We start from the raw sequence: 16,847 nt of genomic DNA, 5'->3' as shown, positions 1-16,847 counted from the left end.
TCTGGTGAATCAACATCAGAGGGCTTTTTTGTATGCTGTATATCGGCCTTCATGGTCTGTAGCACACAGATCATGGAGGCGGATGATTTGGAATTATAACTTTGCTTCTAGCATGGCTATTTTAGCTTCTGCATCTGCTTTTTTCTTTTGTTCCATGGCTACTACTTGCTCAGGGGCATTGTTGACGAATTTTTCGTTGCTGAGCTTTTTGTCTATACCGAAGATGAATCCTTTGAGTCGTTTGATCTCTGCTTCTACTTCTTCTTTTTGATCATCAGCATTGGCATGATCACCAAGGAGGACAAAATACTCGTCTCTGTCTATGATGAAGCTTTCCGCATTGTCTTCCTTCGTAGAGGTTTCGTCAATAGATGAAACGTTAGCGAGTTTAGTGATCACCGCAAATTCGTTTTCGAGGGCGGAGTAGTCCGTCGATTTGATCTTAAGTGCGAGTGCTTCCTTAGGAGATATGCCATAGGTGTTTCGGGTATTTCGGACGTTCGAAATCGCATCGAATACATTGGCGATTTGTTTGATATAGTCCGTATCGAAAGATTCTACTTTAGGCCACTCTGCTACGATGAGGTAGTCATTTTCCTCTCTCTCTTTGATGTTGTGCCAGATTTCTTCTGATAGAAATGGCATGAAAGGATGAATGATTCGCATCATTTTTTCGATATGACCGATGGCTTCATCATAAGATTGTTGATCTATGGCCTCACCATATTTTGGTTTGATCATCTCTAGATACCACGAGCAGAAATCATCCCAGATCAACTTGTAGGTGCTCATGAGAGCTTCAGATAATCTAAATTTCGTAAAGAGATCATCGAGCTCTTCTAGTACCTGATTTACTCGATTGTTGAACCATTTGTTGGCAGTAGCAGCACTGGCCTCTTGGGGTTGATCTTTGATCTCCCAAGATTTGATCAGACGAAAGGCATTCCAGATTTTGTTAGAGAAATTTCTTCCCTGCTCGCATAGCTTCTCATCGAAGAGTAGATCGTTGCCTGCTGCTGCACTGAGCAACATACCAACGCGCACGCCATCAGCACCGTACTGATCGATCAGTCCGAGTGCATCTGGAGAGTTGCCTAGTGACTTAGACATCTTTCTTCGTTTCAAATCCCGCACCATACCCGTGAAGTACACTTTCTCGAAAGGTTTGTCTTTACCAAACTCATAGCCAGATAGGATCATGCGTGCGACCCAGAAGAAAATGATGTCCCATCCTGTCACCAGTACTTGGGTAGGGTAGTAGTATTTGTATTCCTCGTTGTCTGGATTCTCAAAACCATCGAATACAGAGATAGGAAGTAAAGCACTGCTAAACCATGTGTCTACCACATCTTCATCTTGTCGGAGGTCATCTAGTGTCAAGGCAGCGTTTCCAGTGTCTTTGATGGCCATGGCGAGCGCCTCTTCTTTGGTTTTGCCCACCGCTACACCGTCTTCTCCATAGTAGTACGCAGGGATCTGTTGTCCCCACCATAGTTGTCTAGAGATAGGCCAGTCTTTGATGTTTTCTAACCAGTGCTTGTAGGTGTTCTTGAACTTGTCTGGGAAGAACTGAATGTTGTCATTCATGACATTGTCGAGTGCTGGCCCGACTAATTTTTGCATATCTACAAACCACTGCAGGGATAGCTTGGGTTCGATGACTGTATCAGGATTTCGCTCCGAGAAACCTACATTGTGACGTAGACTTTCTGTTTTGACAAGGGAGCCTTCTTCCTTTAGTTGCTTGGTGATGTTTTTTCTGGCTTCCTCTCTGGATTGTCCTACGAAGAATTGCGCCGCTTCATTGAGGGTTGCGTCATCGTTGAGGATGTCGATGGTCTCTAGGTTGTGTTTTTGGCCTAGGTCATAATCGTTGGTATCGTGAGCGGGTGTCACTTTCAGGCAGCCCGTACCAAATTCGATATCGACATACTCGTCTTCGATGATAGGAATAGAACGATTGACCAAAGGTACAATAGCTCTTTTGCCTTTGAGATGTGTGTATCGTTCGTCTTCTGGGTTGATACAGATCGCACTATCACCGAGGATCGTCTCTGGTCGAGTGGTTGCGATGGTGATTTTTTCGTCCGAGCCTTCTACTTGATATTCTACATAGTAGAGCGCTGCATCTACGTCTTTGTAGATAACTTCTTCGTTCGAAATGGTAGTTTGAGCCTGAGGATCCCAGTTCACCATTTTGTAGTCACGGTAGATATATCCTTTGTTGAAGTAGCTGATAAATACATCGACGACAGCTTTGGAGTTTTTTTCGTCCATGGTAAAGAAGGTTCTATCCCAGTCGCATGAAGCACCCAGTCTCTGGAGCTGGTTTAGGATAATACCGCCGTATTTTTCTTTCCACTCAAAGGCATGTGCTAAGAACTCTTCACGTGTTAGGTCTGCTTTGGTGATGCCTTTTTCGCGCAGTAGGTTGACTACTTTTGCTTCGGTGGCGATAGATGCATGGTCAGTACCGGGGACCCAGCAAGCCTCCTTGCCTTCCATACGTGCCTTTCGGATGAGCACATCTTGTATGGTGTTGTTAAGCATGTGTCCCATGTGGAGAACCCCCGTGACATTGGGTGGTGGGATTAGAATGGTGTATGGCTCTTTTTCTGGATTGGGTTTGGAGCTAAAGAAGCCCTTGTCCATCCATTCCTTGTATCTTTTATTTTCTACCTCTGATGGGTCATACTTTGCAGATATCGACATGCCTGATTTATTTGGATTTTTTCGAATCGCAAAATTATAAAATTATGTCTCAGATAGATTGGTAGAGAGACTTTATTATCTAACGATGATCAAATAAGGTGTGGTGAAACGAAAAGAGCAAGACGTGATGTCTTGCTCTTTTACATAATGGTGGTTATAAGCTTTTAAGTTTAAGCTTCGGTTTCTTCTTCTACTCCTTTTCCGCTGATTTTGCCTTTGATCCCTGTTTCTAATTCTTCCATTAGTTCAGGGTTATCTAGGAGTAAGTTTTTGACAGCATCTCTACCTTGACCTAGTTTGTTGCCTTTGTAGGAGAACCAAGATCCAGCTTTTTTGATGATTTCTAGTTCTACACCTATGTCGATGATTTCGCCTACTTTGGAAATTCCTTCCCCATACATAATGTCGAATTCTATCACTTTGAACGGAGGTGCTACTTTGTTTTTGACGACTTTGACACGAGTTCTGTTGCCAAGAATGTTGTCAGCACTTTCTTTGATCTGACCGATTCTACGGATGTCTAGTCTGACCGAAGCGTAGAATTTGAGGGCGTTACCACCTGTAGTGGTCTCAGGGTTGCCGAACATCACGCCGATTTTTTCTCTGAGCTGGTTGATAAAGATACAAGTACAGCCTGTTTTGTGGATTGCCCCAGTTAGTTTTCTCAAGGCCTGGCTCATGAGTCGTGCCTGAAGCCCCATTTTACTATCTCCCATTTCTCCTTCTAGCTCGGCTTTAGGTACCAGCGCCGCGACAGAGTCAATCACGATGATATCAATCGCACCAGAACGAATGAGGTGTTCGGCGATTTCTAAGGCTTGCTCACCGTTGTCTGGTTGTGAGATGAGGAGGTTTTCGGTATCGATCCCTAGTTTTTCGGCGTATAACTTATCGAATGCATGTTCAGCATCGATAAAGGCCGCCATCCCTCCTTGTTTTTGAGCCTCTGCGATACAGTGCATGCTGAGGGTCGTTTTACCAGATGATTCGGGTCCATATATTTCAACAACTCGTCCTCTAGGGATACCTCCGACACCTAAGGCGATATCTAAACTGACAGAGCCAGTAGGGATGGATGGTATGTCCATGATGCTTTCGTCAGAGAGCTTCATGACCGTGCCTTTGCCGTAGGTCTTTTCTAATTTATCTAGTGTGAGTTGAAGTGCTTTTTGTTTTTCAGCGTTTTCGCTCATGTTTGTGTCGTTTATGAAGTGGGAATATGAGAGCAATTTAGGTCTATTTTGATAAACTGCGCTCGGTTTCCTTTTGTATCAGGAGTAAATATTTTAGCAATTATAGTGATGGGTTTCCGTATTTGAAACAAAATAGCTAAAAAAATTAGTATTCTGGTTGTGATAGAATACAGCTACACATCGTTGGGGATAAAAGTAGCGGATTAGGCTGGAGATACTGCCTGTTTTATTTAGAACCAGGGGGAGCGTTTTATCTTTGTTTCTGTATTGCTGAGTGCTGGGATGATCTAATTATTGTGCGGTGATGAGGTGGTTTCAGTACGTTCTGAAGACTAAGTTGGTACCGAAGCATTGTCTGCCAATAGGCATTATATAAGAAATACCAAGAAGGCTTTCCTAGCTAATCCTAAAGGTCTCCACTAGCGACTGCTGGTGGAGACCTTTTTTTATGCGCTGCAAAGAGTGCTAAGGGATTGGGAGGTCTTGTTATAGGTGTGCGTTACAGATCTTGGGACGGAGATGGGGGAGGTTTGTCACTTTTGGTCTATTACCCTATTTTGCCTTCTATTACAGTTCAAAGCATTCTTTACATCAGACTCAATGATAAGGATGCTTTGAAAAGAAAACGAATTAAAAGATATAATGCGGATAGGTGGCATGATGTCACGTGTTCGGTTGTTAGCTGTAATGATACACCGCACGACAACACATTAATAAGAAAAATAACAGACCTTATATTAGCCTACAACAAACATATATTTGACTACAAACGTCCTTCTGTTTCTGCGGAATTTTGTTAAGCAATTTTGCAAAGCACATAAAAACAGAAAAGATGAAAGTTACACTTGCAGGTTCACTAGGCCATATAGGTAGACCACTAACGCAGGAGTTGGTACAAAAAGGACATTCGGTAACAGTGATAAGCAGTAATACTGAACGGCAAAAAGACATTGAAGCTATGGGAGCGACAGCAGCCATTGGCTCTATAGAAGATGTTGATTTTATTACTTCAGCATTTACAGGTGCGGATGCTGTATTTTGTATGGTGCCACCGGCAAACTATTTTGACCATGAACTTGATTTACTTGCCTATTATAAAGGCCTGGGGAATAACTACGCACAAGCCATAACGCAAAGCAAAGTGAAAAAGGTCGTTAATCTAAGTAGCATCGGAGCTCATATGAAGGAAGGTAACGGCATACTTCAGGGCACTTTTTATGTTGAAAGCATACTCAATGCATTACCTTCGGATGTTGCTATTACTCACATTCGTCCTACCGAATTTTACTACAACTTGCTGCCGCAGGTTCATTCGGCAAAGGCTCATGGTTTTATAGCATCTAATATCGGAGATGAGGTTGTAAATGCGTGGGTATCACCCACGGATATTGCTAGCGTCATTGCCGAGGAGATTACCTCACCACTTGCTGGCCAAACAGTACGGTATGTGACAAGTGATGAACTTACTTACAATGAATTGGCAGCTATTTTAGGTGAAGCGATAGGAAACCCAGATTTGAAATGGGTAACCATAACGGATGAACAGATGAGAGAAGGTCTGGCAGCTGCGGGCATGCAACCTGCCATTGCGGAGGGTATGATGGAAATGTATGCAGCTATAAACAGTGGTTTATTGTACGAACATTACAACGAACACAAACCCAAGAAGATGGGCAAGGTCAAAATGAAAGATTTTGCTCAAGACTTTGCTGAAGCGTATAATCAACTATAGCCATAGATTATGAAAAACATAGCGCCTCATCATATCAAAACAATTAGCGAATACCATCGATTCCGAGGCTTACCTAAACCAGAACACCCATTGATGAGTGTGATAAATTTGGATGAAGTAAGGAATCTTTCAACTGATGAGCAAACCAGTTGGATATTTGACTTTTACTCTATTGCATTAAAAAGAAATGTTGATTCCAGCATAAAATACAAATATGGTCAGCAAACCTACGATTTTGATGAAGGCGTCATGTTTTTCATTGCTCCCAAACAGGTTTTTTCAGTCGAAACAGAAGGGGATTATAAGCTTTCGGGATGGATGCTACTCATTCATCCCGATTTTTTATGGCAAAACCCATTGGCAAAATCCATAAAACAGTACGACTTTTTTAGTTACTCGGCCAATGAAGCCTTACACCTGTCAGATAAAGAAGAGACCACAATTGTCAATATTTTTCAAAGTATTAGGCAGGAGTATCTTTCTAATATTGACAAGTTTAGTCAACCCCTGATCATTGCCCAACTAGAAGTGTTACTCAATTATTCAGACAGATTTTATCATCGTCAATTCATAACCAGAAAAATATTCAACCATAAAATATTAAATCGTCTGGAAGAAATACTGAAAGATTATTTCAATCAGGATAGTTTGATAGAAAGTGGATTACCTACTGTTCAAAATATTGCTAAAGAACTAAATGTATCACCTAACTATTTAAGTGGTTTGCTGAAAACCTTGACGGGCCAAAGCACACAACAACATATCCACGAAAAATTGATTGAGAAAGCAAAAGAGAAATTGTCAACTACCAACTTGTCAGTGAGTGAAATTGCTTACACATTAGGCTTTGAACACTCACAGTCGTTCAGTAAGTTATTCAAAACAAAAACAAGCTTTTCGCCTTTGGAATATAGACGGTCATTCAACTGAATGAAAGAACATAGAAGCAAAACCACATACAGCCAATCGAGTAGACGGCTGACGGTCAAATGACCGCCAGTGCACCTCTCACACCACCCAGCTCTTTTAAGTCTTAGCGCAAAGCGAGACTTGAAAGCATATACACAGGACAAGTCTTCAGACTTGCTTAATCCTAGTTGGCGATCTTCATTGGCTCAATACCCAGCCATAACCATGCGTTCATCAGGGGATCAAATCAGAAACCAGCAGGTGGCTATTCATCACTCAAAAACCTTCAAAACAAGCTTTTGAGCAGGCTTTATGCGCTTTGAACAAAAGCTTAGCTTACCTGAGCCTGAAGGTAAGCTTACCAGAGCCCCAACCTAAGCTTACTACAGGGTGAAACTAAGCTTACCTTGGCCCTGAGGTAAGGCAACATGGGAGCCGAACTAAGCTTAGTTCGGACAGATCAGGTCTCATCCCCCTCCCAACCCAAAATATAGCACCCACCTCATAGCGTTTTGTGATATACCAAGGGATTTGCCTGTAGCCTTGGGAAATATCGGCAGGAAATACTAGTTTGGTCTCACCAAGCCGATCAGCAGTCGGCTTCCCGCAGCATCATTCGAGAAGAGAAATTTTTTTATAAACGTTTATAAACGTTTGAAGCAGTGCGCATATAGTGCACTGTGTACTTTCACGAATGTTATGAGGCCTGTCGGTAATGCTGTTAATTCAGCTTTCAAATCATAAAACTGGACTCGAATTCATTAGAAATTTGTTTTCAAACGTGCAAATTCTTGAAAAACAGAATTCATGAAATTAGGTATCTTTTGCTTATTCGTTTTCGCAGACATTACAGAAGCTATATACTTAAAATCATCAATCTGCATCGTGTCATATTCATTGCACTTAACAGTTAATTGATCATCGACCATATAAAATGCTAAAACCTCACTTTTAGCATGGTCAACTCTTTCTCGACTGTCCAGATTGGCTATATCTTGCATATCATAAGTGTACATTTCCGTAACGAAGAGGATACTAACTATTTTATCTGTTTCTATTCGTCTCGCGATTTCAGTAAACTTTCTATATGCTGTTGTTTTAATAGAAAATCCAAAAGACATTAATTCAAAAGTATCATCACTATATAGAATTAGGCAGGTCGGTAATAGTGATTTTTGCATTTGAAAAAGTACCAAATGCATCAGTTCAAATTTGTCAAATAAGTCACCATCAGGATACACCTTATAAAAATTTTCAATTGGAACTCTTGTCTGAATCGGTCTGGCTCCCAAAGAAATCCTTGAAGCCTTCTCAAAAGTTTCCTTTTTGCAGTAAAACACATAATCATCAACAAAAAGAAAATCTTTAGGCACTTGATGGAAGTTCATCTTATCAATTTTCCTTTCGAGTTCTTCCGATAATGAACATTCCTGATTGATTGCCTCTTTCATCTTAGCTAAAAAGAGTTTCATTTGGTTGATCCCTAAAATCAAATTATTATACAAATCTTCACTATGACCATGTTCATAGAAAAAAAACTCTGACGAAAACATTACTTCTAATTGACCGAAGCTCATAAAGGTTGTTCGCAGAGATTCGACAATAGTCGAAATTTTCACGTCATTATCGATGGTAAATACCAATTCAGGTAGTGAGATTGTCTGACCAGAATAAATACTTATTACAATGCGTTTCTCAAGATCAAAGGGTTTTTGCTTAAGCACTTCATTTCGCTTTTCTATAAACCATTTGCCAACATTATTAACAAGGTATTGATCGCGCAAGCTTTCGTAAGTAGTCACGAAATTTGAATTCGCCAAAGATTTTTGTAGTACAAATGTGATATTTCTGTATTCCGAAAAGAAACCGTCGAGATAACTTATATTGTCAAAGAAGTTGGTTCCTTTTTCAAATTTTTCTAGACTGCTTAAGGCACTATAAAACTTATGAAGTGCTGGATACAATAAACCTCTTGAGTTACTCATTTATCTTTTTAGAATGAAGTTATGATAAAACCAATCTAACATTTATATACGAACATTTGAGTATAAAGTAAGCCTCATAACATTATGTATAAGGCATGTGCTTACGTGCTTTCTACAACCAACTCGTCCTCGTTTGTAACGAGGACGCTTTTTTTTAAGCATTTGCAATGCGCTTTTCTACATTCAGTAAGAGGCACTTTCAGGTTAGTTAAAAGCAGAGAGATAGCGAGCCGACTCCAAGAAAGCTAATCCAAAAGTCATATACGAAAGGTTTGAACGCACATTTTTCGCTTAACTATCCAACGAGATTCGTCTTTAAAAAACACCCACAATCGAGCAGACAGCTGACGGTCAAATGACTGCCAGTGCCGCCTTTCACACCACCAGGTCGGACAGGCCAAGCGGTTCTCAATCTCTACCCTACAGGCCGGCTCCTCGCTAAAAACATCTAACAGATATTTTCTTTACGCTCCGCCCCGTATAAAAAAGTCCCCGCACCGAGACAATTATATCTGGATGCGGGGACTTTTGATTTCGTGTCTGAGGGCGATTAGCCTAGCCAGTTGGGCAAGAACATCGTGATGCTCGGAAAGAAGGTGACGAGCATCAGTACGGCGATCATCGCGATGAAGAGCGGGATCAGCGGTTTGATGACTTTCTCTAGTGGGATGCCTGCTACGCCTATGCCGACGAAGAGTACCGAGCCTACAGGCGGGGTGCAGAGTCCGATGCAGAGGTTCATGACCATGATGATCCCGAAGTGGACTGGATCGATCCCGATGGTCTCTACTACGGGTAGGAAGATCGGTGTGAAGATCAGTACCGCTGGGGTCATGTCCATGAATATCCCTACGGCGAGCAAGATGATGTTGATCAGCAGTAGGATGACGATGGGGTTGTCAGAGACGCTGAGTATCCCGTCGGTGACGGCCTGTGGGATGTTTTGGTAGGCCATTATCCATGACATACTCATCGAGCAGGCGATCAGTAGGGTCACCACTGCAGTGGTACTCACTGAGCTGATGGCGATCTGACGGATTTTGTCCATGGTCAGTTCGCGGTAGATCAGCGAGAGCACGAAGGTATAGAGTACTGCGATCCCAGACGCTTCGGTCGCGGTGAATATCCCTACGACGATACCGCCGATCACGACGACCAGCATCATGAGGCTAGGCAGTGCATCGACGAAGGTACGTAGGACATTGCCTATCGATGATTTTGCGCCTCGCGGATAGTTCTTGATTTTGGCATAGACCGCTGCGATGATCATCAGGGTCAGTCCCATCAGTATCCCCGGTACATAGCCTGCTAGAAACAGTGCGGCGATCGATACTCCGCCACTGGCGAGTGAGTAGACGATCAGGATATTGGAAGGAGGTATGACGAGTCCAGTCGTCGATGAGACGATGTTGACTGCCGCGCCGTATGATTTTTCATAGCCTTCTTTCTCCATCTGTGGCCCGAGAGTCCCGCCGATGGCGGATACGGCTGCCATGGCAGACCCAGAGATCGCTCCGAAGAGCATCGCGCCGATGATGTTGACATAGGCTAGTCCTCCGGGGAGTGAGCCGACGAGCGCTTTCGCGAATGCAATGAGACGCTGGGCGATCCCTCCTTGGTTCATGATCTGTCCGGCAAGGATGAAAAAGGGGATAGCCAAAAGTGAAAAGCTATCCAGTCCAGTCCCCATGCGCTGTGCGATGGTCGTGAAGGCAGGCATGGTGTCGATGTTGACCAAGATGGTCAGTAGCGACGAGAGCCCTACGCTGTATGCGACGGGCACACCGAGTAGGAGGAAAAGAATGAAACTGATAACAAGCGTGTATATTTCTAAATGCTCCATGGCTTAGTCGATGTTCAAAAGGTCACAAATCGTATAATAGCAGATCAACAGGCCACTCAGTGGCAAGGCCAGATAGATATAGCCCAGTGATACCTGCATGGCAGAGGAGGTCTGCCCGAGGATGAAGGTGATGTACACCAGTCGTGTCCCTCCTAGGATCAATACAAAGATTGCAAAGCACAGGATGATAAATCGGATCAGTCGAAAATGTACAGCTTGTTGTTTTTCGTTGAGCTTGCGGGTGATGAGGTCTATCGACACGTGCATGCGTTTGCCTGTGGCATAGGCTGCACCGAGTAAGCCTACCCATATCAGCAGGTAGCGGGCGAGTTCGTCAGTGAAGGCACTGGGGTCATTGAGTAGAAACCGTGAGGCGACTTGCCACAGTACGTTGAGCACCATCAAGCCTAGTAGTAGGCTTAGGGCTACTTCAAGGTACGAATCTAGTTTTTGTCTTATCGTCATGCTTGTATTCTTATTTGCCTAGATTTTGAATTTCTGATATGAGTTGTTTGAGCTCAGGGTCTGTTTCAAAGGCTTGGTAGAGCCCTTGTACTTTGGCCTGAAAGGGTGACTTTTCGGGATGAAAAATCTCCACACCCGCTGCCTGTACTTTGGTGAGAGACTCCTGTACCGAGGCAGCCCATACTTTCTTTTGATAGTTGACGGACTGGTCGGCAGCCTCTTGTAGCCACTTGCGCTCTTGTTCCGAGAGGCTTTCCCATAGGTAGGTGCTCACAATCAGTGCATCGGGTATGGTAGAGTGCTCGTCTATCGAGTAGTACTTGCACACTTCGTAGTGTCGGGAGGTGAAAAAACTCGGCGCATTGTTTTCTGCGCCATCTACCACTCCCTGTTGCAGTGCGGTGTAGAGTTCCCCAAATGATACTGGCGTAGGAGAGCCACCCAGTGCATTGACCATGTCGAATGCCGATTGGCTGTTCATGACACGGACTTTCATCCCTTCGAGATCACTAGGTGATAGGATGGGTTTGGCTTTGGAGTAGAAACTACGACTGCCTGCATCGTAGAAACAGAGTCCTCTGAGCCAGTACTTGCTACCTTTTTCTAGTAGTTGTTTACCGATAGGGCCTTGGAGTACGCTCCAGGTGTGGGCAGAGTCTCTGAATATGTAGGGGAGTGTGAGAACTTTCATCTCAGGGACGAAGTTTTCTAATGCACCGACAGATACCTTGGTCATGTCGAGACTACCGATCTGTAGGAGTTCGAGTAGATCACGTTCCTGACCGAGTTGGCCGTTGGCGTAGATCTCCATGGTCATTTTGCCATCCGAGATTTCGTCGAGAATTCGTCCCATTTCCAACATGCCAAGATGTACAGGGTGTTGGGCATTGAGACTATGTGCTAGTTTCAGGTTTCTGGTGTCGCTTTGCTGGGAACAGGACCACAGCAGGCAAACGGTCAGTAGCAATAGCAAGTGATTTTTGATGTTCATGCTCACTTATTTTTATTTAGTTCGATATTCATGCGCTTTCTCTTTCTCTGCATACCACCTTCAGTATGTAGTTTCATTTGGTTTCGGTTTGGCAAGCTGCGGGTTGGTGCAGCAGGGAGTTAGTTGATTTAAAGGCATGCTTGTCGCCGAAACCCAACGACAAGCATGCTGCAATTTAAAGTGAAAAGGTGTATAAGATACAATCGATTGTATTTTATTGTTTCCACTTTTTCACATCTTCTATTCATTCATAGATTTTGCTGGAATTTTGAAGCTAAAACACCTTTGTGCTGTGGATGTCAGATGTATTAAGCTTTGTCAAAACCAAAGTAAGTATTGGCATTGTTGTAGGAGATGTTTTCTATCATCTCTCCCAGTAGATCCATGTCGTGAGGAATCTCGCCATTGACAACATCCTGTCCGATGAGATCACATAGAATACGACGGAAGTACTCGTGTCTCGGGAACGAAAGGAAACTACGAGAGTCTGTCAGCATCCCGATGAATCGGCTGAGCAGTCCCATGTTGGAGAGGGCATTCATTTGGTTGATCATTCCCGTCTTTTGATCCAAAAACCACCATCCTGTACCGAACTGCATCTTGCCGATGATCTGACCGTCGTTGAAGTTGCCGACCATGGTAGCAAAGAGTTCATTGTCACTCGGGTTTAGGTTGTATAGGATGGTTTTGGCGAGCTGATTGGAGTCATCTAGTTTGTTGAGGAATGTCGATAGCGATTCGGCTTGTTTGAAATCCCCCATAGAATCATAGCCAGTGTCAGGTCCGAGTTCGCGGAGTGCACGGGCGTTGTTGTTGCGGAGTGCGCCGAGGTGAAACTGCTGTGCCCAGCCTTTGGCGTGGTACATCTTGCAGAGTTCGAGCAGGATGTAGGCCTGTAGGGATTCCGCTTTGTCCTCGGACAAAGATTGTCCAGCTCTGACAGTCTCGAAGTAGCTCTCATAGCTTGTTTCTTTTCTGTTGTACATCGGGATGGTATTGAATCCCAGATCTGACAGTTTACAGCCTAGACTGTCGAAGTAGTCTACGCGGTTTTGGAGAGCAGAGAGTAAATCACTGAGCGATTTGATTGCTGTGCTAGCCGCATTAGCCAGTTGGTCGAGGTAGCTGTTGTAGCTTTTTGGATCAGAGACGTTGAGTGCTTTGTCCGGTCTGAAAGTCGGTAGCACTTTCAGAGGAATGTTTGCCGCTGCGATAGCTTTGTGGTATTCTAGACTGTCGATCGGGTCATCTGTGGTACAGACTACTTTTACCTGCTGACCGATGAGGAGGCCTTGGCAGCCCATGTTGTCCTGCTGTAGTTGCTCAGAGGTAGATTGGTAGATCGCATCTCCAGATTGACTGTTGAGCAATTGGTTCTCTCCAAAATAGCGCTGTAGCTCTAGGTGCGTCCAGTGGTAGAGGGGGTTGCGTAGGGTATAGGGTACTGTCTCTGCCCATTTGGAGAACTTTTCTTTCGGGTCAGCATCTCCAGTGATGAAATTTTCGTCGATCCCATTGGCACGCATGGCTCTCCACTTGTAATGATCCCCTTCGAGCCACGCTTCGGTGATGTTTTTGTAGTGCCTATTGTTGGCAATATCCTCAGGCGAAAGGTGGTTGTGGTAGTCAATGATGGGCATTTTTGCCGCATGGTTGTGGTAGAGTTCGGCTGCCACGTCGTTGGTAAGTAGAAAATCTGTGTCTAAGAATTTTTTCATCACACTATATTTATTAATTGTTTGCTTCACTAAAGTAGCAAGAACTTAATTGTCCTTGCTACGTCTGATTCCGAGTTCTAGCCCCCTCAGTTCGGCAAGACCTCTCAGTCTACCGATGGCGGAGTAACCCGGATTGGTTTTTTTGGTCAAATCATCGATCATTTTATGTCCATGATCTGGTCTAAACGGCATACGAATGTCTTGTCGCCCTTGTGCCACACGCTTCGCTTGCTCCTCGACGAGTGCTTTCATCACTGCATACATGTCGACATCTCCGTCCAAGTGATCCGCTTCGTGGAAGTTGCCTTCCGCATCGCGTTTCGTCGCTCTTAGGTGGATGAAGTGTATCCGGTGTCCGAGGCGCTCGACCATGCCTGCGAGATCATTGTCCGCGCGTACGCCGAAGGATCCTGTGCAGTAGGTCAGACCATTGTGCGGGCTGTCTACCGCTGCATAGAGGTCAAGTACATCTTGCTCTGTACTGACTACTCTCGGGAGACCCAAAATCGGGAATGGAGGATCGTCAGGATGGATGCAAAGTAACACGCCCGCTGACTCAGCAGCAGGTACGATGGCTGCTAGAAACTGAAACAAGTTCGATTTCAAAGTCGGTGCATCGATGTGATCGTAGGAGGATAGCACGGCTTGGAACTGATCGAGGGTGTAGCCTTCTTCAGCGCCGGGTAGCCCCGCGATGATGTTGCCGACGAGTTTCGTTTTGTCCGTTTCGCTCATTGCCTCGTGGTAGGTCTTGGCTTTCGTTATTTGGTCAGGAGTGTAGGCCGCTTCTGTACCGGGTCGTTTGAGCAAGAACAGCTCAAAGGCCGCAAAGGCCGTCACGTCAAAGCGTAGTGCAGTCGAGCCATCTCCGAAGGCATACTCTAGGTCGGTACGCGTCCAGTCGAGTACGGGCATGAAGTTGTAGCATACGGTATCGATACCGCATTGGCCGAGGTTGATTAGGGACTGTCGGTAGTTCTCGATATAGGTCTCGAAATTGCCGCTGCGTTTTTTGATATCTTCGTGTACCGGGACGCTTTCTACCACGCTCCACGTGAGCCCTGCAGCTTCTATTTCTTCTTTTCTTTTTTGAATCTCAGTGATTGTCCATACTTCTCCGTTGGGGATGTGATGTAGTGCTGAGACGATGCCTGTCGCACCGGCTTGTCTGATGTCGGAGAGGCTGACGCCATCATTGGGTCCGTACCATCTCCAGGTTTGTTCTAATTTCATTTTAGTCTCTTTCATTGTTAAACACCACTAAAAGCACTGAAGCCTCCATCAATAGGAATAGTCACACCCGTCACGAATGCCGAACCGTCCCCACAGAGCCATTCCAAAGTTCCTAATAAATCCTCGGGTGTCCCAAAGCGAGACATCGGCGTGTGATCGATGATGGTGTTGCCACGTGCCGTGAGGTCACCACTTTCTTCGGTGAGGAGACTGCGGTTTTGCTCCGTGAGGAAAAAACCGGGTGCCATGGCATTGACACGGATGCCGACTTTGGAGAAATGCACGGCGAGCCACTGGGTGAAATTAGAAATGGCGGCTTTTGCTCCACTATAGGCTGGGATCTTGGTGAGCGGCGTGAAGGCATTCATCGACGAGATGTTGATGATGTTGCCACCTTGACTGGAGACCATGTCCTTGGCAAATATCTGACAGGGTAGGAGCGTCCCGATGAAGTTGAGGTCAAAGACGAACTTGATTCCCTCTGGATCGAGATCGAAAAATGTCGTGAGTTCTTCTGTAGCGTCTAAATCTGCTGGCTCGAAGTAGGGCTTAGAGGTGGTGCCTTTGGGGTGATTGCCTCCAGCGCCATTGATGAGGATGTCACATTTACCTAGCTGCCTGTGCACTTCAGCTTGTGCTGCAAGTAGGCTGTTTTTGTCTAGGACATTGGCTGCTAGACCGATGGCATTTCCACCTGATTGGCGAATGCTTTCTGCTACTTGTTCAGCATTTTCCTGCTTTAAGTCGAGAATGGCGACCTTGGCACCTAATGCTGCAAGCTTGCTAGCCATCGTGCCGCAGAGCACACCGCCACCGCCAGTGATGACGACTACTTTGTTTTGAATAGATTCCATGTATGTGTTTGTTTGTAAAGTCTGTGTGTACGTTACCGCATTTCGCTTTTAAAAAACACTCGTCTAGGAGTGTTGTTAGTGCGTGTACGTTAACATTATTTTGACAAATGTAGTATATTGCATCTGAATTCAAAATGTTTTTTACAACTTTAGATTCGATATGAAACCGAGAATTACTATAAAGGAGATTGCCAAACAGGCAGATGTATCCATAGGGACAGTTGATCGTGTGCTACACGATAGAGGACGTGTTTCGCCAGAGACCAAGGAAAGAGTCCTCAGAATCGCTAAGGAAGGGAATTATTCTTCTAACGTCTATGCACGCAATCTCAAGTTGAATAAGACTTATCATCTTGCGGTGATTTTGCCAGAGAAAAATTCCTATTGGGTGAAACACCGACAGGGCGTAGAGAAAGCTGTGGCGGAGTATGATTTCTTGCAAGTCGATATGCATGCCTATAGTCTAGCGGTGGAGTCACAGACAGAGATAGAAGGGATCATCCAAGAGGTCGTGGCAGCCAAGCCCGACGGTATTGTGCTGGCACCTATATTCCTGAATGAGAACAGTCCTGCAGTTGAGCGGTTGAAAAAAAGTCAGATTCCGGTGATCTTAGTGGATTCTAAAATCCCATTGCCTAACTGTCTATCATACATTGGTCAGGATGCGTTTCAGAGTGGTCGCATGTCTGGAGGGTTGCTCCACGAAGGGTATTCTGAGAATTATGATTTGTACGTGATTACTTTCCAAATGGCAGATTTGTACAACAAAACCATTGCAGCGCGGATAGAAGGGTTGGAAAATTACTTTGAAGAAGTGAACAACAGTCCTCAGGTTATCAAAATAAACATGGAGCAGGAAGCGATGGGCTACAGTGAACTAATAGAGCGTATGCTGACCAGAAAGAAACCGGTTCGTGTTTTCGTCCCCAACTCTCGATCTTATTTTTTGGCCACAGAGATGAACGAAGTGAAGCAAGAACTAAAACTTCGCATGGTCGGTTATGACCTGATCGAGGAGAATAAAATGTATCTCGAAGATGGAACGATCAACTATCTCATTCATCAGCAACCGAAGCAACAGGGCTTTAAGGCGATTCAAGCCTTACACCAGCATTTACTGCTCAATATGGAAGTAGAGCAACAACAGTTTCTTCCTTTGGATATCATCACTAAGGAGAATTTAATGTACTGTGAACATTAGGGGTAGAGATT

Annotated in this window: 12 protein-coding genes; 3 read left to right on the top strand and 9 right to left on the bottom strand. The window is 44.6% G+C overall.

From position 1 onward, the window contains the following. Window positions 1-93: 93 nt before the first annotated feature. A complete protein-coding gene (locus BUB99_RS10810; RefSeq protein WP_073122366.1) occupies window positions 94-2,712 on the bottom strand; it encodes a valine--tRNA ligase in 2,619 nt (872 codons plus the stop codon). Window positions 2,713-2,882: 170 nt separating this feature from the next. Further along, entirely contained in the window at window positions 2,883-3,905 is a 1,023-nt protein-coding gene (gene recA, locus BUB99_RS10805; RefSeq protein ID WP_073122364.1) for a recombinase RecA, read from the bottom strand. A gap of 832 nt (window positions 3,906-4,737) precedes the next feature. Here recA and BUB99_RS10800 point away from each other — a divergent pair. Next, a complete protein-coding gene (locus tag BUB99_RS10800; protein ID WP_073122363.1) occupies window positions 4,738-5,637 on the top strand; it encodes an NAD(P)H-binding protein in 900 nt (299 codons plus the stop codon). Window positions 5,638-5,646: 9 nt separating this feature from the next. After that, entirely contained in the window at window positions 5,647-6,567 is a 921-nt protein-coding gene (locus BUB99_RS10795) for a helix-turn-helix domain-containing protein (protein ID WP_073122361.1), read from the top strand. A gap of 740 nt (window positions 6,568-7,307) precedes the next feature. Here BUB99_RS10795 and BUB99_RS10790 read toward each other — a convergent pair. The 7 genes from BUB99_RS10790 to BUB99_RS10760 all read right to left on the bottom strand — a co-directional run bounded on the left by BUB99_RS10790 (window position 7,308) and on the right by BUB99_RS10760 (window position 15,635). Next, window positions 7,308-8,531, bottom strand: coding sequence for a hypothetical protein (locus BUB99_RS10790; RefSeq protein ID WP_073122359.1), 1,224 nt, complete (start codon window positions 8,529-8,531; stop codon window positions 7,308-7,310). Between the two features lie 550 nt (window positions 8,532-9,081). Further along, window positions 9,082-10,374, bottom strand: a complete 1,293-nt coding sequence (locus BUB99_RS10785; RefSeq protein ID WP_073122357.1) for a TRAP transporter large permease — start codon at window positions 10,372-10,374, stop codon at window positions 9,082-9,084. 3 nt (window positions 10,375-10,377) lie between these two features. Then, on the bottom strand, window positions 10,378-10,839 hold the full coding sequence (locus tag BUB99_RS10780) for a TRAP transporter small permease (protein WP_073122355.1): 462 nt from the start codon (window positions 10,837-10,839) through the stop codon (window positions 10,378-10,380). 10 nt (window positions 10,840-10,849) lie between these two features. Next, window positions 10,850-11,830, bottom strand: a complete 981-nt coding sequence (locus tag BUB99_RS10775) for a TRAP transporter substrate-binding protein (protein WP_073122354.1) — start codon at window positions 11,828-11,830, stop codon at window positions 10,850-10,852. Window positions 11,831-12,138: 308 nt separating this feature from the next. Then, on the bottom strand, window positions 12,139-13,548 hold the full coding sequence (gene uxaC / locus BUB99_RS10770) for a glucuronate isomerase (protein WP_073122352.1): 1,410 nt from the start codon (window positions 13,546-13,548) through the stop codon (window positions 12,139-12,141). A gap of 45 nt (window positions 13,549-13,593) precedes the next feature. Then, on the bottom strand, window positions 13,594-14,781 hold the full coding sequence (uxuA, locus tag BUB99_RS10765) for a mannonate dehydratase (protein ID WP_073122558.1): 1,188 nt from the start codon (window positions 14,779-14,781) through the stop codon (window positions 13,594-13,596). Window positions 14,782-14,798: 17 nt separating this feature from the next. Next, window positions 14,799-15,635, bottom strand: coding sequence for an SDR family oxidoreductase (locus BUB99_RS10760; RefSeq protein ID WP_073122350.1), 837 nt, complete (start codon window positions 15,633-15,635; stop codon window positions 14,799-14,801). Window positions 15,636-15,795: 160 nt separating this feature from the next. On the opposite strand from BUB99_RS10760, the gene BUB99_RS10755 reads away from it, so the two are divergent. Continuing rightward, window positions 15,796-16,836, top strand: coding sequence for a LacI family DNA-binding transcriptional regulator (locus tag BUB99_RS10755; protein WP_073122349.1), 1,041 nt, complete (start codon window positions 15,796-15,798; stop codon window positions 16,834-16,836). Window positions 16,837-16,847 lie beyond the last annotated feature (11 nt).

The organism is Reichenbachiella agariperforans (assembly GCF_900142205.1).
Classification (GTDB): Bacteria; Bacteroidota; Bacteroidia; order Cytophagales; family Cyclobacteriaceae; genus Reichenbachiella; species Reichenbachiella agariperforans.
Note: the sequence above shows the minus strand (reverse complement) of the source record. Positions and strands in the feature narration are given on the sequence as shown.

Excerpts from the sequence above, each read along its gene's own strand:
- uxuA (WP_073122558.1), bottom strand. The coding sequence starts at position 14,781 with ATGAAATTAGAACAAACCTGGAGATGGTACGGACCCAATGATGGCGTC.
- BUB99_RS10755 (WP_073122349.1), top strand. The coding sequence starts at position 15,796 with ATGAAACCGAGAATTACTATAAAGGAGATTGCCAAACAGGCAGATGTA.
- uxaC (WP_073122352.1), bottom strand. The coding sequence starts at position 13,548 with ATGAAAAAATTCTTAGACACAGATTTTCTACTTACCAACGACGTGGCA.
- BUB99_RS10760 (WP_073122350.1), bottom strand. The coding sequence starts at position 15,635 with ATGGAATCTATTCAAAACAAAGTAGTCGTCATCACTGGCGGTGGCGGT.
- BUB99_RS10795 (WP_073122361.1), top strand. The coding sequence starts at position 5,647 with ATGAAAAACATAGCGCCTCATCATATCAAAACAATTAGCGAATACCAT.
- BUB99_RS10775 (WP_073122354.1), bottom strand. The coding sequence starts at position 11,830 with ATGAACATCAAAAATCACTTGCTATTGCTACTGACCGTTTGCCTGCTG.
- recA (WP_073122364.1), bottom strand. The coding sequence starts at position 3,905 with ATGAGCGAAAACGCTGAAAAACAAAAAGCACTTCAACTCACACTAGAT.
- BUB99_RS10790 (WP_073122359.1), bottom strand. The coding sequence starts at position 8,531 with ATGAGTAACTCAAGAGGTTTATTGTATCCAGCACTTCATAAGTTTTAT.
- BUB99_RS10780 (WP_073122355.1), bottom strand. The coding sequence starts at position 10,839 with ATGACGATAAGACAAAAACTAGATTCGTACCTTGAAGTAGCCCTAAGC.
- BUB99_RS10800 (WP_073122363.1), top strand. The coding sequence starts at position 4,738 with ATGAAAGTTACACTTGCAGGTTCACTAGGCCATATAGGTAGACCACTA.
- BUB99_RS10810 (WP_073122366.1), bottom strand. The coding sequence starts at position 2,712 with ATGTCGATATCTGCAAAGTATGACCCATCAGAGGTAGAAAATAAAAGA.
- BUB99_RS10785 (WP_073122357.1), bottom strand. The coding sequence starts at position 10,374 with ATGGAGCATTTAGAAATATACACGCTTGTTATCAGTTTCATTCTTTTC.